Origin of the sequence: Serratia sp. PF-27 (assembly GCF_030053255.1) — a bacterium.
Classification (GTDB): domain Bacteria; phylum Pseudomonadota; class Gammaproteobacteria; order Enterobacterales; family Enterobacteriaceae; genus Serratia; species Serratia bockelmannii.
Map to the genome: position 1 here is coordinate 394290 of NZ_JASGBT010000015.1, position 18688 is coordinate 412977.

Here is an 18688-nt window from a genome sequence, read left to right on the forward strand (position 1 = left end):
CGTCAACCCTTGAAGATCAGACGGGAGTTGGTCTGATTGCGAAAACGCAGCTGATCGATACCGATCTGCGAAAGGTTCGCCGCTTCCCGCGCCGCCAGAATGGTGCCGTGGTGCGGCGATTTGCCGCATACCGGATCGGCGTTGTCGGCGTTGCCGGTCAGCATGAACGCCTGACAGCGGCAGCCGCCGTAGTCTTGCTCTTTCTCCGAGCAGGAACGGCAGGGCTCCGGCATCCAGTCATAGCCGCGATAGCGGTTAAAACCGAACGAGTGGTACCAGATATGCTGCAAATCGTGCTCCAGTACCGACGGGAAGGCGATCGGTAACTGACGAGCGCTGTGACAGGGTAACGCCATGCCTTCTGGCGTCACGCTCATGAAGATGGCGCCCCAGCCGCCCATGCAGCCTTTGGGGCGCTCCTCGTAGTAGTCCGGCGTGACGAACAGCAGGTTGGCCAGCTTGCCCTCGGCGGCCATGCGTTCGCGGTAGCGTTTCACCACCGCTTCCGCGTCGGCGATCTGCTCGCGGGTCGGCAGCAGGCCCTCGCGGTTGAGGTGCGCCCAGCCGTAGAACTGGCAGGTCGCCAGCTCGACGTCGTCGGCGTCCAGCTGGATCGCCAGTTCGATAATGCGGTCGATCTGGCCGATATTATGGCGATGCAGCACGAAGTTGAGCACCATCGGATAGCCGAGCGCCTTGACCGCCTTGGCCATGGCCAGCTTCTGCTGAAACGCCTTGGCAGAGCCCGCCAGCGCGGCGTTCAGCGTTTCGTCGCTGGCCTGAAAGCTGATCTGGATATGATCCAGCCCGGCGTCGGCGAAGGTCTGCAGCTTCTTCTCGGTCAAGCCGATGCCGGAAGTGATCAGGTTGGTGTAAAAGCCGAGATCGCGCGCGGCGGCGATCAGCTCGGGCAGGTCTTTACGCACCAGCGGCTCGCCGCCGGAAAAACCGAGCTGCACGCTGCCCATCGCCCGCGCCTGGCGAAACACCTCGATCCACTGCGCGGTAGTCAGTTCTTTTTCCTGCGCGGCAAAATCGAGCGGGTTGGAGCAATAGGGGCACTGCAGCGGGCAGCGGTAGGTCAGCTCCGCCAGCAGCCAGAGCGGCGGGTTCACCGCCGGCGCGCGTGCTTCAGTCACGGAAGGTCACCCATTTTTGTTCGTAGGCGCGCTGGAAAAATTCCAGCACGTCATCTGCCAACCCCTCGGCGCCGGGGAAGCGGGCGTTCAGCTGCGCGATGATGCCGTTCAGCGTGGTGTGGCCGTCGACCAACTGCAAGATGGCGGCGGCGCTGTCGTTCAGCTTGGCCATGCCTTCCGGGTAGAGGATCACATGGCTGTTTTGCACCTGTTCCCATTGCAGGCGGTAGCCGCGGCGGAAGACGGGGGTGTGCTCAGGGTTCAGCGTCATTACACCAGCCTCTGGTTGTGCCAGACCCGCGCGGCGGTCACGCTGTGGTAAGGCGGGCGGTTCAGGGTATAGGCCATGCTCATGGCGTCCAGCATGCTCCACAGAATATCCAGCTTGAACTGCAGGATCTCCAGCATGCGCTGCTGCTTTTCCACGGTGTCGCAATAGTCCAGCGCCAACGCCAGGCCGTGTTCCACATCGCGGTTGGCCTGGCCGAGACGGCTGCGAAAATAATCGTAACCGGCGGCGTCGATCCACGGGTAGTGCTGCGGCCAGCTGTCGAGGCGCGATTGGTGGATCTGCGGCGCGAACAGTTCGGTCAGCGAGCTGCAGGCCGCTTCCTGCCAGCAAGCGCGGCGAGCGAAATTGACATAGGCGTCCACCGCAAAACGCACGCCCGGCAGCACCAACTCTTCAGAGAGCAGGGTGTCGCGCTGCAGCCCGACGGCTTCGCCCAGGCGCAGCCAGGCCTCGATGCCGCCTTCGCTGCCGCCGTAGCCGTCGTGATCCAGGATGCGCTGTACCCATTTGCGGCGGGTTTCCGGCTGTGGGCAGTTGGCCATGATCGCCGCATCCTTAATCGGAATGCTGGTCTGGTAGTAGAACCGGTTGGCCACCCAGCCCTGGATTTGCTCGCGGGTCGCTTCGCCGTTGTGCATCGCGATGTGGTACGGGTGGTGGATATGGTAATAAGCGCCTTTGGCGCGCAGCGCCGCTTCAAACGCCTGTGGGTCAAGGGGGAGTGATTGCGTCATGGCGGTTCCCTACAGTTCGATATTCATGCCGTCCCAGCTCACTTCAATGCCGGCGGCGGTCAGGCTTTGCCGCTCTGCCGAGTCTTCATTGAGGATAGGGTTGGTATTGTTAATGTGGATCAGGATTTTGCGCCTGGCGGGCAAGGTGGCGAGCAGGGCCGCCAGCCCGTGTTCTTCCGCCAGCGCCAGATGCCCCATGTCCTTGCCGGTATTGCGGCCCACGCCGGCGTTGGCCAGCTCGTTGTCGCGCCACAGCGTGCCGTCGATCAGCAGACAGTCCGCACGGCGCAGCCACGGCATCAGCGCCTCGTCCGGCTCGCCCAGGCCCGGTGCGTACAGCAACCCGACCCCGCGCGCGGTATCTTCGATAAACAGCGCCACGTTGTGGCCCGGCAGCGGGCGATCGCGATACGGCGAATAAGGCGGCGCGTTGCTGAGCAGCGGAATGGCGGTAAAGCGCACGTTCGGGCAGACCGCCGTGTGGAACGGCTCGCCGGGCGTCACCGGATGGTGAATCAGCCCGCCGTTCCAGTGGGAGAGCATGGGAAACACCGGGAAGCCGGTGCTGAGATCGTCATGTACTTCAGGCGTGCACCAGACGTGATGCGGACAGCCCTCACGCAAATTGAGTAAGCCCGCGCTGTGATCGATCTGGCTGTCGGTCAGCACGATCGCGCCAATGCCGGTGCCGCGCAGCACGTCGGGATTATTCAATTCGGGCGAGGCCAACAGCTGATGGCAAATGTCCGGAGAAACGTTGCACAGTACCCAGTTTTTTCCGTCGTCGCTGACGGCGATGGAGGACTGCGTGCGGCGCGTGGCGCTGATGCTGTGGTCGCGAACGCCCCGACAGTTGTCGCAGTTGCAATTCCACTGGGGAAAGCCGCCGCCCGCCGCCGAGCCGAGAACTTTTATCTGCATGTCTAAACCAGAAAGAGAGGGAAAGAAATGCCCGCGCGAAGGGCGGGCAGACGGGCGATTAACGGTTGGAAATGTACAGCGTTACTTCCAGCCCCAGACGCAGGTCAACAAACTCAGGTTTAGTCCAGGTAGTCATAGCGGTGCTCCTTAGCATGCATCGTAATATGTCGAACCCAATGAGAAACGTTCGCATTCGGCCGGCACAATGTTGGCGAAATGTGACGGAGATCGCAACCTTTAAAGCGTAACCGGGTTATTCACCCCAGGTGGCGGCGAGCACGTTCAGCCAGTTGCGCCAGGTCAGCTTCTCCAGCAGCCGGTTATCGAACCCGGCCTGCGCCAGCGCTTGCGTCAGGCGCGGCAGGCCTGCGGCGTCCTCCAACGGTTGCGGTACGTTGACCCCGTCAAAATCAGAGCCAAACCCCACGCGATCTTCACCAAGTTTAGCGATCAAATACTCAACGTGTTTAACAATTTCTGTTAAGCCGGTCGTTGCACTGTCACGTTTACCGTCCGCCCGCAGGAAGGCGGTGCCGAAATTGACGCCGACCATCCCGCCGCTCTGGGCGATGGCGTCCAGCTGCGCGTCGGTCAGGTTGCGTGGCTGCGGGCAGAGGGCATGGGCATTGGAGTGGGTAGCGACCAGCGGTGCGGTGCTCAACGCGGCGGTTTGCCAGAAGGCTTTCTCGTTCATGTGCGAGACGTCTATCATGATGCGGCGCTGATTGCAGGCACGGATCAGCGCCTCGCCGGCCGGCGTCAGGCCGGGGCCGGTATCGGGTGAGCCGGGGAACGACCCGCTGACGCCGGTACCAAAGGCGTTTGGCAGATTCCAGAATGGCCCGATGCTGCGCACGCCCAGCCGGTAGAAGGCCTCCAACTGCGTCAGTTCTGCATCGATCATGCCGGCGCCTTCGATATGCAGCACCGCGGCGATTTGCCGGTTGAGGCGGCACTGTTCTATTTCGGTGGCGGTGCGACAGATGCGCAGCTGCCCCTGAGAAGCCTGCTCCAGCTGCTGCAGGATGGCGATCTGCCGTTCGGCGATCGCCAGCGGATCGAAGGCGGCCTGCGCCTCGTCCTGCGTTTGATTACGCATCTGGGCGATATAGCTGACCGGAGGAATAAATACCGCGAACAGCCCGCCGAAAAATCCGCCGCGCCGCATGCGGGAGAAATCGAGGTGGCCCGGCGTGACGCGGGAATAAAAGGCGGCGACCGGATCGTCGTCATGCTGCAGCCACAGATTGAGCAGCAGGTCGTTATGGCCGTCGAAGACCGGCCAGAGAGGGGGAAGCGTCATGGGCGTTTCACTGAGTCAGGCATCGTGAACGCTATGTTCTCCCATCGAGCGAGGGGGAACAACCCTCGCTCGATGGGGAGATTCGAATGCAGTGAACATACGGAGATTAACCTGACCGAAATTATTTTCAGCCAGCGGTCAAGGTAATTTAAACGTGTGGATCAGCGTTGATTATGCCAATAAAATTGATGGTTCTGTAATATTTTAGACATTGATTTCTTGAATCAAATTTTATTTGTGGCAATATCGTTATCGCTTGTGTGTTGGGCACGCTCCCCCCTAACTCACTGTTTGAAAATGAATTTCGCCACTATCAATATAATAACTGTTGGTTATATTTAATGTGATAATTAAATGTTCACAGTGAATTAAGCGTTGTTCCTTGCTACATTTTTATACCGAAGGATTGATCATGACCAAAAGACTACTCCTCTCCGCCTCACTGGCGAGCGCATTATTATTAAGCGGGTGTGCAAGCATCCCTCTCGCAACAGATCAAGAATCAGCGCATGCCAAAAGCTTCCCTGCGTTGGATGAAAACAAAGCGGGCCTCTATATTTATCGTGACAGTTTTGTCGGCAAGGCGTTGAAGAAAGATGTTTATCTTGACGGCAAATGCGTGGGTGAGACCGCGGATAAAACGTTTTTCTATACCCAGGTTGACGGCGGACAACAGCATAAAATCTCTACCGAATCTGAATTCTCTCCTAACGATCTTTCCATTTATACCGAAGCGGGGAAAAATTACTTCGTAAGACAATATATTAAGATGGGTGTATTCGTCGGCGGTGCCGGTCTGAGTCAATCGACAGAGGATGAAGGCAAACGTGTTATTTCTAAAGTTGCGGTAAAGCTTGCCAAGGGCGGCCGTTGCGATAGCTAATGCTCCTTGCCCGTGGGATTTCAGGGATATTCCTCCTGAAATTCCCATTATCTGTTTAAACCTTCGCTGTTTACCCTACGGCTATGAATGGAGTGACGATGTCACTCCGTTTTTCTTTAATGACAAACCGACAACACCAACTGCCGCAGCCAGCGGTGATCCGCCTCGGCGTCCAGGCGCGGGTGCCACATTTGCGAGACGGTAATGGGCGGCGTTTTCACCGGCAGCTCGAAGACGCGCAGCGGGCCATCGGCAGGTTGAGCCTGCAGGAAAGAGGTGGGCAGCAACGCCAACAGGTTCGAGGCTTGCGCCACCGCCAGCGCGGCGGGAAAGCTTGGCACCACGGCGGCGATATGGCGTGCCAGCCCCAGCTCCGCCAGCGCGGCATCTACCGGCCCGAGAATGCGCCCGCTGCGCGAGGCCACCACGTGGCCGCAGGCGGCGTAGTCGGCGACGCCAATCTCTGGCTGTTGCGCCAGCGGATGTGCGGTTCTCATCACGCCAACGAAGCGATCGCGGAACAGCGCCTGCAGGCGGATTTCCGGGCCCATGTCACCCAATACGCCGATCTCCAGATCGACCAGACCTTCACGCAGGGGGCGGTCGCTTTTCTCCGGCTTGGGCGCAAAGCGCAACCGCACCCGCGGCGCCTGTTCGGCGGCGGCGGCGATCAGCGCCGGGCCGAAGGCCTCGACGAAGCCGTCATTGGCGCGCAGCGTGAAGGTACGATCCAGCGCGGCGGGATCCAATGCTCCCTGCGCCGGACGCAACACAGCGCGGGCTTCGAACGTCGCGTGCCGCGCCCGCTCGCGCAGCGTTTCGGCATAGGGCGTCAGCACCATATGACGGCCGGCGCGCACCAACAGAGGATCACCGGTGGCCGTGCGCAGCCGGCTGAGGGTGCGGCTCATCGCCGAGGCGCTTAAACCGAGACGCCGCGCCGCGCCGGCAACGCTGCCCGCCGTCAGCAGCGCGTCGAGTGCGATCAGCAGGTTGAAATCAGGGTCGGTCATGCGTGCGCATCCTGTCGTGCTGAATAGGGGGGAAGGCGTTCGATGCAGTTTGTGCGTGCGAATGCTGCATCAGTCGCCATGCATTATGCCTGAGCCTGTTTTCGCTGTGCCATGACTTACCGCTAAAAAACCGGAGGGGGACTGGCCCGTTTGCCGTCTGAACATGGCGATAAACGCGGACGGATCGTTATATCCCAGGGTAGAGGCGACATATTTGACGGCTTTCCCTTCCTGTAACAGCGTCATCGCCATGAGGGTTTTGCTTCTCAGCTTCCATTCATTGAAAGAGATGCCGGTAGCGGCGAGAAATCGCCGCGACAGCGTACGCTCACTCAAGCCCAGCATGCCCGACCATTGTGTCAGGGTGTTGAGATCGTGCGGCGCGGCGCTCATTTTTTCGGTCATGATCTTGACAACGTCATCGCTGCCGAGCGGCAGGTAGCTGTCAAAACGCTCCGACAGCGCCAGCTGCTCAAGCAACGCGGTAACCAGCGTCTGGTCCTGAGGCGTGTGCGGATAGCCAATAAGCCTTTCTGAAAAATCGGCCAGCACCGCTTTGACGATCTTATTCAGCCGCAGGGTTTGCGGTTTGCTCGGTAAGGGTTGGCATAGCGGGGGACTGACATGAAGAATGACATAGTCAATTGCACTCTTTGCAACGGATTCATGTTCAGTATTAACGGGGAGCCAAATAGCATATTCTGGTGTGGATAAATAAATATTGTTCTCAATATTTATTTCCGCCAACCCTTTCATGGAATACATCAGTTTTCCCCAAGGCAACGCTTGCAAAGGGAATTGCGTTCCTGCCGGCCAGGATTTATTTCTGAACCAAATCGATATTGGGGCTTCCCCGGTCAATTCTGACGGCTTCATGACGCCTTCCTGTCCGCTTATGGCTGCGCCTTCCTATTATAACAATAAGTTGTCTGATAATCGGCATTTCTATTCTATGGGGAAAGCTTACTCTGGGCAGGTCATTCCCCTGGGTAAAGGTAACCCTATGTACGGCAAAATCATTGATCTTTCGGTGCCGCTGATGAGCGGGATCGCCTCCGATCCGGAAAGTTTTCTGCCGGAAATCGAGTATGTTGATAACCAGCGCGGAGCGTTGCAGCTGGCGGAATCATTCCCCGGTCTGGATCCCCGGGAGTTGCCGCGTCAGGAGGGCTGGGCGGTGGAGTTTGTCCGCATGAGCACCCATGCGGGGACGCATATGGACGCCCCTTATCACTACCATTCGCATATGGATGACGGCTCGGCGTCAAAGACCATTGATGAAATACCGCTGGAATGGTGTATCGGCCCTGGCGTCAAATTGGATTTTCGGCATTTTCCCGACGGTTATGTGGCCACTGCGCATGATATTGAGCGTGAATTAGCGAGGATCGGCCATCCTATCGCCGCCGGCGATATTGTCTTGGTCAACACGGCGGCCGGCGGGCGTTACGGCAGCGAAGATTTTATTCATCGCGGTTGCGGCATGGGCCGTGAAGCGACGCTGTATCTTACTGAACGCGGCGTCAGGGTGGTGGGCACCGATGCCTGGAGCTGGGACGCGCCATTCAGCCATACGCGCACCAAATTTGAACAAAGCGGCGATATTTCGTTTATTTGGGAAGGGCACTATGCCGGCAGTCAATATCCTTATTGCCAGATTGAAAAACTGTGCAATCTTGAATTGCTGCCGCCCTGTGGATTTAACGTGATCAGTCTGCCGGTGAAGGTTTATAAGGCATCCGCCGGCTGGGCTCGGCCGGTTGCAATTATCGAAGCTCAAGCGGGAGAATAAGCGATGGCCAGAATAAAACTGCCGGCAGTGAGTGAATTAACGGCTGAGCAGCAGCAGCAATATGCCCGTTTTCCCGCCAATCTTACGCTGGGTCTGTTGAAAACCAGCCGTTCGGCGCAGGGATATCTGTCCCTGGGCGCTTCTTTTCCGGCCGGGCGACTGTGTGATAAAGATCGGGAAATGATCATATTAAGGGTTGGCGCGTTAAGCCACAGCGCTTATGAGCGTATGCAACACTATCCGCTGGCGATCCTTGCGGGGTGGTGCGATGACGACATCGAGAAAATAGAGCAGGGTGTGGGCATCGACGCCAGAGGGACGGCCATCTTGCATTTTGTCGATGAATGCGTGAAGCAGGTGAAGGTCTCTGCCGACACATTTAACGCGGTCAGGCGCTATTATGACGAGGTTCAACTGGCTGAACTGGCATTAATGATTGGGCACTACATGATGACGGCGCGCTTTTTGGAAACGCTGGAAATCGATCTGGACCTACAAGCGACATCCTGGGAAAACATGTCAACGGATTGAATACGCGCACGGCGTGAGCGCGATAAAAAAGCCGATAACCTGGGGTTATCGGCTTTTAATGCGCAGTGGCAGAGGGTTACGCGGGCAGCTGCTGGGCGGTTTTCTCGACCAGCGCCAGCAACAGCTTGATGTCTTCCAGCGTCACGATCGGGTTCAGCAGCGTCATCTTCAGGCAGGTCACGCCATCGAACTCGGTCACGCCGACGTTGGCGCGGCCCGATTCCAACAGGGCGTCACCGATACGCTGGTTGAACAGCGCGACGGCCGCATCGCCGTTCGCCGCCAGCTGCGCCGGACGGTAGCGGAACAACACGCTGGCCAGCTGCGGCTGCATCACCAGTTCCAGTGCTTCTTGATCGGCGATGTAGCGCGCCACCTGTTGCGCCAGCGTCACGCCATGATCGATGATCTCGGCGTATTGCTTCTGCCCGAGCGCTTCCAGCCCCATCCACAGCTTCAACGCATCGAAGCGGCGGGTGGTCTGCAGCGACTTGGACACCAGGTTCGGCACGCCTTGCGCTTCGTCGAACTCGGAGTTCAGGTAGGCCGCCTGATAGCGCATCAGCTCGTAGTGGCGCTCGTCTTTCAGCAAGAAGGCGCCGCAGCTGATGGTCTGGAAGAACTGTTTATGGAAGTCCAGGGTGATGGAGTCCACCAGCTCCAGGCCGTCCAGGTAGTCGCGGTACTGCTCGGAAAGCAGCAGCGCGCCGCCCCAGGCCGCATCCACGTGCACCCAAATCTGCTGCTCCGCCGCCAGCCGCGCGATGTCGCGCAGCGGGTCAATGGCACCGGCGTCGGTGGTGCCGGCGGTGGCGACAATCGCCATCACCTGCTCGCCGTTGGCCTTGGCCTGCGCCAGTTTTTCCGCCAGATCGTTCACGTCCATGCGGGCGAAGCGATCGGTTTTCACCAGGGTGACGGACTGATAGCCGAGGCCCATCAGCGCCATGTTCTTCTGCACCGAGAAGTGGGCGTTTTCAGAACAGAACACCTTCAGCTTGCGCAGATCGCCCACCAGACCGTCCTGCTGCACGGAGTGGCCCTGACGCGCGAAGAACGCGTCGCGCGCCAGCATCAGCCCCATCAGGTTGCTCTGGGTGCCGCCGCTGGTGAACACCCCGGCGTCGCCGGACGGGTAACCGACCTGGGCGCGCAGCCACTCGATCAATTTCATTTCGATCAGCGTGGCCGACGGGCTCTGATCCCAGGAGTCCATGCTCTGGTTGGTGGCGTTGATCAGCACTTCGGCAGCCTGGCTAATCACCAGGCTCGGGCAGTGCAGGTGCGCCACGCACTGCGGGTGGTGCACCGACAGGCTGTCTTTCAAAAAGTACTCGATGGCGCGCTCGATCGCCGCCTGGTTGCCCAGGCCTTGCGGGGTAAAGTCTAGCTGGATGCGCTCGCGCAGTTCGGCAACGCTTTTGCCCTGATACATCTCGGGCTGTTGCAGCCACTGCACGACGGCTTCACTGCTCTGTGCGATCGCCTGGCGGTAAGCCTCGGCGCTGTGCGCCGAGGAAGCCAGAATCGGGTTTAACTTGGACATCGCGGTCATTCGCTCCAATCAGACAGGCTTGACGCCGGCGGCCAACAGCGCCTGCTCAAATTTATCCAGGAAAATACCCAGCTCATCATTGGTGATCAGCAGGGAAGGCAACAGGCGCAGCACACAGCCGTTGCGCCCGCCGCGCTCCAGGATCAAGCCGGATTCGAAGCATTTTTTCTGCAGCAGCGCGGACAGCTCGCCATCGGCCGGGTAACAGCCCATGTGATCCTGCGCTTCGTTCGGCTTGACGATCTCGATGCCGATCATCAGGCCCAGACCGCGGACGTGACCGATCACCGGATAACGTTTCTGCAGCTCGGTCAGCTTGCCTTTGAGCCATTCGCCCTGAGCGGCCACTTTATCGGCGACCTTATGCTCTTTCAGGTACTGCAGGGTGGTCAGGCCGGTGGCCATCGCCAGCTGGTTGCCGCGGAAGGTGCCGGTGTGGTGGCCCGGTTCCCAGGCATCGAACTCTTTTTTGATGCCCAGCACCGCGAGCGGCAAGCCGCCGCCGACCGCTTTCGACATCACGATGATGTCCGGCTCGATGCCGGCGTGTTCGAAGGCGAACAGCTTGCCCGTACGGGCGAAACCAGCCTGAACTTCGTCGATGATCAGCAGAATGCCATGCTCCTGCGTCACTTTGCGGATGCGCTGCAGCCACTCGGCCGGCGCCGGGTTAACCCCGCCTTCGCCCTGAACGGCTTCCAGGATCACCGCCGCCGGTTTACGCACGCCGCTTTCCACGTCGTTAACCAGGTTGTCGAAGTAGTAGGTCAGCGCCTTGACGCCAGCTTCGCCGCCGATGCCCAGCGGGCAGCGGTATTCATGCGGATAAGGCATGAACTGCACTTCCGGCATCATGCCGTTGATCGCCGCCTTCGGCGACAGGTTGCCGGTGACCGACAGCGCGCCGTGGGTCATGCCGTGATAGCCGCCGGAGAAGCTGATCACGCCGGAACGGCCGGTGTGCTTTTTCGCCAGCTTCAGCGCGGCTTCCACCGCATCGGCGCCGGACGGGCCGCAGAACTGCAGGCAATACCCTTTGCCTTCGCCAGGCAACAGAGAGAGCAGGTAATCGGAGAAACGATCTTTCAACGGGGTCGTGAGATCGAGAGTATGTAACGGCAAGCCGCTGGTAATGACATTTTGGATGCTTTGCAGGACGTCGGGGTGATTATGTCCAAGAGCCAACGTTCCCGCCCCGGCCAGGCAATCAAGATATTGATTATTCTCAACATCAGTGATCCAAACGCCCTGGGCTTTCGCAATTGCCAACGGCAATTTGCGCGGATAACTCCTAACATTCGACTCAAATTCGGCTTGACGCGCCAAATAGGTTTCATTGTTTCCGTTTAATGAGTTTGCAACTAAAGTATCAATACGGACTTTATCCGTCATCATATCTCTCCTACAACCGAAGGTCTCAAGACGCAACGATTGAATTAATGAATTAGAAAAGTAACTGCCTTGTGAAAAGCGCGACCAATATATGGCTTTTTTGCCTGGGACTCAATAGCCGATTTTGTTTTGAATTGTTTAGTTTTTTCTTAGGCTCATCAATATGTTGTTGATTTGTTGACCGTTGGTTTTGCCAGCAAAAAATAACATTTCTTTAACATTGCGTAAAAATCCTTTTCTGCTTTCCTTTGGCTACTTCTTTAATGCATTTATTATTAAGGTGAATTTCCGATTAATAACATAAATAGAAAATAGCGGCTTATTTTCATCTATTCACCACCTTAAGTCCTATAGCGGTTATATACACAAAATTTGTGATGAATATAAGCGGTCGAGCGTTAAAAGCGCAGTACCCAGAGTGGTGATTTCTTGCAGATTTTACGTAGCGCGATCAAAAAAGCGGGATTTTTGTGCGGTGCCGGCGAGTCTGCCGGCACCGCGGTTATTAACGTTGTCGTAACCAGGCGTGATAGCGCCGCAGAGTGCGGCGGGTGCGCCACCGGTCGATGAGCAGCGACCACAGCGGGGAGTAACGCACGTTGCGCGTCCGATCGCGGCTCAGGGCGTGCATGCGGCGCTTGATCAGCGCCATACGAGCGAGCAGCGTCAGCGTTTTATCGCGCCATTTTACCGGTGCGGGCAGCGCATGAGGGGCTTCGCCGGTTTGCCAGCGGTGCGGCAGATCGGGAATTTCCGCCATGGCGGTGGCGATGCCGACCACCGCGATGCCGCTGTTCAGCACCCGTTGCGCCACCGACGGGCGGGCGATGCCGCCAGTAGTCATCACCGGCATGCGGGCCACTGCGGCGAGATCGCGGGCGAAGGTCAGAAAATAGGCTTCGCGCGCCAGGGTGCTGTCGTCCGCCGCTTCGCCCTGCATCGCCGGGCTCTCATAACTCCCGCCTGACAACTCCACCAGATCGACCGGCAGTTCGTTGAGCATCAACAATACCTGTCGGGCCTCGTCCGGCGAAAAGCCGCCACGCTGAAAATCGGCGGAGTTCAGTTTGACCGCCACGCAAAAGCCTGGCGAGACACGCTGGCGCACCGCGCGCACCACCTCCAGCAGCAGGCGGGCGCGATTCGCCAGCTCGCCCCCCCAACGATCGCTGCGCTGGTTGGACAACGGCGACAAGAACTGGGAGATGAGGTAGCCGTGCGCCGCATGGAGCTGCACGCCGGTAAACCCGGCCTGTTCGGCGGCGTGCGCGCTGGCGGCGAAGCGGGCGATCACCTCGGCAATCTGCGCTTCGCTCATGGCCTGCGGCGGGGCAAACTGCTTGCTGTACTTGCCCATCGCCATTGGGATGGCGGAGGGCGCCCAGGCGTTACCGCCCATGTTGGCCATCACCTGCCGGCCCGGGTGGCTGAGCTGCATCCATACCTGTGCGCCTTCTTGGCGCGAGGCCGCCGCCCAGGTTTTGAACGCCTCGAGCGGCGTATCCTGTTCCAGCACTACGCCGCCGGGGCCGGTCATGGCGCGTCCGTCGATCATCACGTTGCCGGTGATGATGAGGCCGGCACCGCCGATACCCCAGTGGCGATACAGGCGCCATAGCGCGGGGCCGGGCAGTTGGCCTTCATCGGCCAGATTTTCTTCCAACGCGGCCTTGGCCAGACGGTTGGGTAAGCGGCTGCCGTTGGGCAGAATCAGTGGGGTAAACATCGGGTACGTTCCTGTCGCAGGGGGAATGGCGCTATACTAGGGTTAAAGTTAACTTTAAGGTCAATAGGGCATGAAAATCGGAGAGTTGGCGGAGCGCGCCGGCATGGCCGCCTCGGCGATACGTTACTACGAACAGCAGGGTCTGCTGCCCAAAGCGGTGCGCGGCGTTAACGGATATCGGGTGTATAGCGAAAGCGCGCTGGAGCGGCTGCACCTGATCCAAATCGGCCAGAATCTGGGGTTTTCGCTGCAGGCGATCCGCGGGGTATTGGCGCTGCAGGGCAGCGCCTATCAGGATGGGTTGATACAGGGCGTCGACAGCCGGCTGGCGGAAATCGAGCGGATGATGGCGACGCTGAACGAGCAGCGTGAGACGTTGATGGCGACGCGGCGTATTCTGTTGGAATCCGGCGTGGCGGGATTATGCCGCGCAAAAAATGAAAAACAGGCCGGTGCGTGGCCGGCCTGCAAAGATTAACGGTGTTTAAAGGCGGCGCGCCCGGCATATACCGCCGCGATGCCCAATTGGTCTTCGATGCGCATCAGCTGATTGTATTTTTCGATCCGCTCGCCGCGGCACGGCGCGCCGGTTTTCACATGGCCAGCTCGCATCGCAACCGTCATATCGGCGATAAAGCTGTCGACGGTTTCGCCGCTGCGGTGTGAGATAAAGGCGCCCCAGCCATTTGCCTGGCAAAGCTGCACGGCGGCGAAAGTTTCGCTCAGCGTGCCAATCTGGTTCAGCTTGATCAGCGCCGCATTGGCCAATCTTTCATCAATCCCGCGCTGGATGTATTTCACGTTGGTGACGAACAGATCGTCACCGACCAGTTCCACCTGATCGCCCAGGGCGTCGCTGAGAATGCGCCAGCCCGCCCAGTCGTCCTCGGCCAAACCGTCTTCAATCAGCACGATGGGAAAATCTTGCACCAGCCGCTGGTAATAGGCCGTCATCTGTTCGGCATCCAGTTCAGCGTTTTCGCTGCGCAGGCGGTATTTGCCGTTGGCATAGAATTCACTCGAGGCCGGGTCCATGCAAATGGCGATATCGTCTCCCGGTTGATAACCGGCTTTCTCTATCGCCTGTACGATCAGCTCCAGCGGTTGCCGGTTCGAGGCAACCGCCGGCGCAAAACCGCCTTCGTCGCCAACGCCGACCGACAGGCCTTTCTCCAACAGAATTTGGCGCAGCGCCTGATAAACTTCACTGCCCCAGCGCACGGCCTCGCGCAGCGACGGCGCGCCCAGCGGCGCTATCATAAATTCCTGAAAGTCCGCACCTTGCCAGCGGGCATGCACGCCGCCGTTGATGATATTCATGCAGGGCACCGGCAGCAGGTTGGCGCCGAGACCGCCCAGATAACGATACAGCGGCAGCTGCGACAATTGCGCCGCGAGGCGGGCTGCGGCCAGAGAAACGCCGAGCAGGGCGTTGGCCCCCAATCGGCTCTTGTTCTCGCTGCCGTCCAGTGCGATCAACCGGCGGTCAATCTCCCCTTGTTGGCGTACATCCACCCCGCGCAGCGCTTCATTGATCGCCGTTTTGACGCTTTGCACCGCTTCCTGAACGCCTTTACCGCCGTAACGGTGCGGATCGCCGTCGCGGTGTTCCACCGCCTCGCGTGAACCGGTGCTGGCGCCGGAGGGAACCGAAGCCCGTGCCACGACGCCTGCCGCAGTCATTTCAACTTCGACGGTGGGGTTGCCGCGCGAATCCAGGATCTCTCTGGCGGTTACGTTTTCAATTTCATAGCTCATGGATGATCACCTCATTCTAGGGAGTGGGCACGTGCTTTATCAGCACGTCGATCGACAAATGGTTAATGAACTCGAAGCCGAAGGAGGCAAAGACGCCGAACGGACGGTTCTGATGGCCGAGCAGCAACAGATCGACGCCTTCACGGGCAATCAGGGCCTCGATGTCTTTGAAGCGGTGAATACTGACAATTGCGCGCACCTCCAGGGGGATTGTGCAGTCTTCCACCAACCGGCTGAGCATGGCTTTGGCAGCGATCACCTCGCTGGACTGGCGATCTTTGGTTTGTGCATCGCTGAGGTAGTCCAGCTCGGCATAGTCGGCGCTGATGTGCGCCACGGTAATGCGCGTATTCATCTGCTGATTGAGGCGTTCGGCATGGCGTAACAGCAGCCGGCCGTCGCGTTCATCCTGCACCAGCAGTAAAGCATGTTGATAGAGCGACATGACTTATCTCCCTGCGTTAGCAATCTGTAGGGTTAACCACGGTAAAACCTCTTTTTTCCGGCTCGTCATGCCGGGCAGCGACACCTGCCGAATGGCGAGCACCCGGTTCGACGAGAAATACAGGGTAGAGCGGTGGCGGGTGATATCGGTAACCAGCAGCGCGGCCATCTCCAGCCCGGCCTCCTGCTTAGCCTGCTCGAGCGCCTGTTGCAGCGCGGGCAACAGCGGATCGATATCGCTCATAGCCCGCACTTCTATCTGCGACAGCAGCAGCGAGACGCTATGGATGCGGTAATTCTTGGCGTCACGGTGCAGCAACTGCGGGGCGGATTGCCCCGAAAGATCGGTTTTGGCGGCAAGCAATCCGGCAGTGAAGGCGTCATAGTCAACGTGAGAGATTGCGCATAACCGCGCGACCGCCACCCGATCCTGTTCGGTGGTGGTCGGTGCGCTCAGCGCAACGGTATCGCTCAAAATCGCGCCCAGCAGCAGCGTGGCCTGGGCGGAAGAAAGCGGCATCGGCGTATCTGACGCCAGTATGGACAGGATCACGGTGGCGCAACAGCCAACGGCGCGGATCCAGACATCGGGCGGGTTGCGGGTGATCAAGGTGCCCAGCCGGTGATGATCGATAACGCCGACCACATCGCTGTCGGGCAATGAGGCCGGCCCTTGTTCGACGTCGGTAAAATCCACCAGCCAGACTTTGCGGTCACGGAGATCGCCTTTCAGCAGCGCAGGCGCTTGTACGCCGGCGGCGGCCAGTATGTAGCGGGTTTCCGGCGTCAATTCGCCAAGGCGGAAAGCGACGGCCGGTTTGCCGAGGTGATTGAGCCAGTCCGCGACCACCAGCGCGCTGCAGATGCTGTCGCTGTCGGGATTTTTATGGCCGAAAACGTACAGCGGCATTTCCCGCACGGCGAGATCAGGCTGGGACGGAAAAGGGGTAAGACGTGAGATTTCATTCATAGCGACTCCTGACATACCTGCCTAAAAAATAAAGCGAAGTTGTATATCAGGCGTCATCATCCGGTTCGAGCGAACGCGGCGGTTGGGAAAGGTGGAACACCATCACCTTGTGAACGACTGTAGCGCAGCGCGGTGGCAAACGCAACGCCCGGCAAAGCTGGCGAGAATGCGCAATCGGATTGATACTGAGTGAGTCTATGATGGGCAAGGATATTTGCCGCTAACCGACGGATAGGCTGAACGGAATCACGCAGGCTGGCTGCGCCGGATCCGTGGGTGACACAATGGGAGACAACATGCTTGAACCCTGCTTCCCCGAAAACGAAGCCGAACGTCTGTCGGTACTGAACTCGCTGAACGTGTTGGATTCGAACTCGGTGGAAAAACTGGATCGTATTACACGGCTGGCGGCGAAATACTTCGGCGTCACCATTGCGCTGGTGTCATTGATCGACCGGGATCGCCAATGGTTTCTATCGCGCTACGGTCTGGATGTCCGGGAAACGCCGCGTAACATCTCATTTTGTGGCCATGCGATCTTGCAACGTGAAGCGCTGGTGGTGCCCGATACCGCCAACGACCCGCGTTTTTTCGACAATCCGCTGGTGATCGGCGGGCCGCGAATCGGTTTCTACGTTGGGCAACCGCTGCTGTCGCTCGACGGTTTGCCGCTCGGCACCCTGTGCATTATCGACAGCCAGCCGCAGCCGTTTTCTCCGGAACAGGTGGCCGACCTGCACGACTTCGCCGCCGTGGTGGAAGAGTACCTGCAGAGCATTGAACGCCATGTCTATACCGAAAACCTGAAGTCCAACCTGCAACGCTCGGAAGCCTTGTTCGAACAGACCTTCGCCCAGGCGGCGGTAGGGATGGCGCTGGTGTCGCTGCAGGGGTATTGGCTGCGGGTCAATCCGCGCATCTGCGAAATGTTGCACTATTCCGAGCGCGAGCTGATGGATCGCACCTTTCAGGACATTACCTATCCGCTCGATCTCAACACCGATCTAGAAAAACTGCAGCAACTGCTGAGAAACGAGATCAGTACTTACTCGCTGGAGAAACGCTATTTCCGTGCCGATGGCTCGATCGTCTGGGTGCAGCTGACGGTGGCGTTAAACCGGCTGCCTAACGGCAAACCGGATCATTTCATCTCGGTTATCGTCGATATCAGCGAGCGCAAGGCGGCGGAGGCCGATCTGTTCGCTCTGCAACACGAGCTGGAACAACGCGTCGAAATCCGCACGCGGGAGCTGAACGTGGTCGTCAAGAAACTCAACGAAGAGATTGAAACCCGGGTACTCGCCGAATATCAGCTCAGCACGGAGAAGGAACGCCTGCGGGCCATTACTGACAACATGCCGGCGTTGATCAGCCAAATCGACGGTAATGAACGCTACCTGTTCGCTAACAGCGCCTATAAAACCTGGTTTGGCCTGGAAGAAAGCCGCCTTAGAGGAATGACGGTGCTCGATTTTATGGGGGAGAACGTTTATCAGATAGCGAAACCGATGATAGACAGGGCCCTGGCGGGGGAAATGGTGAGCTTCGAAAATGAGCTCCAGACCCAGAAGGGGTTGCTGATGATCCACACTACGCTGGTGCCGTGCGAGGCTCAGGGGTTTTACATTCTGTCCATGGACATTACCGAGTTGAAGCGCCTGCAGCAACGGCTGGAGTACGATGCTACGCACGACATGCTGACCGGATTGACCAACCGCCGCGCTTTTCTGCGTCGGTTGTCCAGCACGGTGCAGGCCTGTTGCGAACAGCGGCAAATGGCGCTGGTGTTCATCGATCTCGATGGTTTCAAAGCCCTCAATGACAGCTATGGCCATGACTTCGGCGATCTGATCCTCAAGACGTTCGCCAGGTTGCTCAGCGCCTGCGCCGGCGAGCGCCATAGCGTTTCGCGCCTGGCCGGTGACGAATTCACGGTCATCCTGTGGCCGTTGGCGGAACCGCAGCGCGAGGTCAGCGAATTTTGCGAAAACGTGTTGGCGCGGCTGGCTGATATTTCGCAGATCGGGCAGCAGACGGTGAGCCTGTCCGCCAGCCTGGGGGCGGCGATTTCCTCACACACTGACGTGACGGAGGAGATGCTGTTGACCCGCGCCGACGGCGCGATGTATCAGGCGAAATCGGCCGGTAAGGGCACTTATGCCATCTGCGAGTTATGAGCGTGAAACGGTGACCGTCTCAGGGTAAGCTGTTTTCTTCTTTCCTATGGGCAGAACT

19 protein-coding genes and 1 riboswitch are annotated in these 18688 nt (G+C 58.9%); of the genes, 5 read left to right on the top strand and 14 right to left on the bottom strand.

Annotation, left to right across the window (positions count from 1 at the left end):
- Nucleotides 1-2 precede the first annotated feature (2 nt).
- The 6 genes from pqqE to QMZ29_RS06810 all read right to left on the bottom strand — a co-directional run bounded on the left by pqqE (nucleotide 3) and on the right by QMZ29_RS06810 (nucleotide 4389).
- Nucleotides 3-1139 carry a pyrroloquinoline quinone biosynthesis protein PqqE gene (gene pqqE, locus QMZ29_RS06785; RefSeq protein WP_261424445.1) on the bottom strand — a complete coding sequence of 379 codons (1137 nt, stop codon included), beginning with the start codon at nucleotides 1137-1139 and terminating at the stop codon, nucleotides 3-5.
- Nucleotides 1132-1410: a pyrroloquinoline quinone biosynthesis peptide chaperone PqqD gene (pqqD, locus tag QMZ29_RS06790; protein WP_016927749.1), complete on the bottom strand. Its 279-nt coding sequence runs from the start codon at nucleotides 1408-1410 to the stop codon at nucleotides 1132-1134. The genes pqqE and pqqD overlap by 8 nt, the downstream gene beginning before the upstream one ends.
- On the bottom strand, nucleotides 1410-2165 hold the full coding sequence (pqqC, locus tag QMZ29_RS06795; protein ID WP_197834923.1) for a pyrroloquinoline-quinone synthase PqqC: 756 nt from the start codon (nucleotides 2163-2165) through the stop codon (nucleotides 1410-1412). Before pqqC ends, pqqD begins: the two co-directional genes overlap by 1 nt.
- A gap of 9 nt (nucleotides 2166-2174) precedes the next feature.
- The gene (gene pqqB / locus QMZ29_RS06800) at nucleotides 2175-3086 is read right to left on the bottom strand and encodes a pyrroloquinoline quinone biosynthesis protein PqqB (protein WP_197834924.1); all 912 of its coding nucleotides are present in this window, start codon (nucleotides 3084-3086) and stop codon (nucleotides 2175-2177) included.
- Between the two features lie 58 nt (nucleotides 3087-3144).
- Nucleotides 3145-3222 (bottom strand): pyrroloquinoline quinone precursor peptide PqqA, encoded by a 78-nt coding sequence (gene pqqA, locus QMZ29_RS06805; protein WP_004937827.1) that lies wholly within the window; start codon nucleotides 3220-3222, stop codon nucleotides 3145-3147.
- 117 nt (nucleotides 3223-3339) lie between these two features.
- Nucleotides 3340-4389 (bottom strand): dipeptidase, encoded by a 1050-nt coding sequence (locus QMZ29_RS06810; protein ID WP_049207640.1) that lies wholly within the window; start codon nucleotides 4387-4389, stop codon nucleotides 3340-3342.
- Nucleotides 4390-4801: 412 nt separating this feature from the next.
- Here QMZ29_RS06810 and QMZ29_RS06815 point away from each other — a divergent pair, with 412 nt between their 5' ends.
- The gene (locus tag QMZ29_RS06815) at nucleotides 4802-5272 is read left to right on the top strand and encodes a DUF2846 domain-containing protein (RefSeq protein ID WP_261424447.1); all 471 of its coding nucleotides are present in this window, start codon (nucleotides 4802-4804) and stop codon (nucleotides 5270-5272) included.
- A 116-nt stretch (nucleotides 5273-5388) separates the two neighbouring features.
- Here the strand turns inward: QMZ29_RS06815 and QMZ29_RS06820 are convergent, their stop codons facing one another.
- Entirely contained in the window at nucleotides 5389-6285 is an 897-nt protein-coding gene (locus QMZ29_RS06820) for a LysR family transcriptional regulator (RefSeq protein WP_127145899.1), read from the bottom strand.
- Between the two features lie 69 nt (nucleotides 6286-6354).
- The gene (locus QMZ29_RS06825; protein ID WP_261424450.1) at nucleotides 6355-7161 is read right to left on the bottom strand and encodes a helix-turn-helix domain-containing protein; all 807 of its coding nucleotides are present in this window, start codon (nucleotides 7159-7161) and stop codon (nucleotides 6355-6357) included.
- A gap of 127 nt (nucleotides 7162-7288) precedes the next feature.
- On the opposite strand from QMZ29_RS06825, the gene QMZ29_RS06830 reads away from it, so the two are divergent.
- Together QMZ29_RS06830 and QMZ29_RS06835 are read left to right on the top strand one after the other, a co-directional pair.
- A complete protein-coding gene (locus QMZ29_RS06830; protein WP_261424451.1) occupies nucleotides 7289-8077 on the top strand; it encodes a cyclase family protein in 789 nt (262 codons plus the stop codon).
- Between the two features lie 3 nt (nucleotides 8078-8080).
- Nucleotides 8081-8608, top strand: a complete 528-nt coding sequence (locus QMZ29_RS06835; protein ID WP_147823791.1) for a carboxymuconolactone decarboxylase family protein — start codon at nucleotides 8081-8083, stop codon at nucleotides 8606-8608.
- A gap of 76 nt (nucleotides 8609-8684) precedes the next feature.
- Here the strand turns inward: QMZ29_RS06835 and QMZ29_RS06840 are convergent, their stop codons facing one another.
- From QMZ29_RS06840 to QMZ29_RS06850, 3 genes are all read right to left on the bottom strand, one after another.
- Nucleotides 8685-10154 carry a pyridoxal phosphate-dependent decarboxylase family protein gene (locus QMZ29_RS06840; RefSeq protein WP_043137457.1) on the bottom strand — a complete coding sequence of 490 codons (1470 nt, stop codon included), beginning with the start codon at nucleotides 10152-10154 and terminating at the stop codon, nucleotides 8685-8687.
- 18 nt (nucleotides 10155-10172) lie between these two features.
- Nucleotides 10173-11555: a diaminobutyrate--2-oxoglutarate transaminase gene (locus tag QMZ29_RS06845; protein WP_072269829.1), complete on the bottom strand. Its 1383-nt coding sequence runs from the start codon at nucleotides 11553-11555 to the stop codon at nucleotides 10173-10175.
- Nucleotides 11556-12060: 505 nt separating this feature from the next.
- Complete coding sequence (locus QMZ29_RS06850) at nucleotides 12061-13281, bottom strand: NADH:flavin oxidoreductase/NADH oxidase family protein (protein WP_261424463.1); 1221 nt, start codon at nucleotides 13279-13281, stop codon at nucleotides 12061-12063.
- A 70-nt stretch (nucleotides 13282-13351) separates the two neighbouring features.
- Between QMZ29_RS06850 and QMZ29_RS06855 the strand changes: the two genes are divergently transcribed.
- Nucleotides 13352-13759, top strand: coding sequence for a MerR family transcriptional regulator (locus tag QMZ29_RS06855; RefSeq protein WP_025302831.1), 408 nt, complete (start codon nucleotides 13352-13354; stop codon nucleotides 13757-13759).
- Here QMZ29_RS06855 and eno read toward each other — a convergent pair.
- Genes eno through QMZ29_RS06870 form a run of 3 tightly spaced genes read right to left on the bottom strand, consistent with a single transcriptional unit; the run spans nucleotide 13756 to nucleotide 16453 of the window.
- Nucleotides 13756-15039, bottom strand: a complete 1284-nt coding sequence (eno, locus tag QMZ29_RS06860) for a phosphopyruvate hydratase (protein WP_049204031.1) — start codon at nucleotides 15037-15039, stop codon at nucleotides 13756-13758. The two genes, QMZ29_RS06855 and eno, sit on opposite strands and share 4 nt — an antisense overlap.
- A 16-nt stretch (nucleotides 15040-15055) precedes the next feature.
- Nucleotides 15056-15484 (bottom strand): adenine nucleotide alpha hydrolase family protein, encoded by a 429-nt coding sequence (locus tag QMZ29_RS06865; RefSeq protein WP_025302833.1) that lies wholly within the window; start codon nucleotides 15482-15484, stop codon nucleotides 15056-15058.
- Between the two features lie 3 nt (nucleotides 15485-15487).
- A complete protein-coding gene (locus QMZ29_RS06870; protein WP_060433058.1) occupies nucleotides 15488-16453 on the bottom strand; it encodes a DHH family phosphoesterase in 966 nt (321 codons plus the stop codon).
- A 40-nt stretch (nucleotides 16454-16493) separates the two neighbouring features.
- Nucleotides 16494-16569, bottom strand: a riboswitch (Fluoride riboswitch).
- Nucleotides 16570-16749: 180 nt separating this feature from the next.
- Here QMZ29_RS06870 and QMZ29_RS06875 point away from each other — a divergent pair.
- A complete protein-coding gene (locus tag QMZ29_RS06875; protein WP_261127161.1) occupies nucleotides 16750-18630 on the top strand; it encodes a diguanylate cyclase domain-containing protein in 1881 nt (626 codons plus the stop codon).
- Nucleotides 18631-18688: the final 58 nt, after the last annotated feature.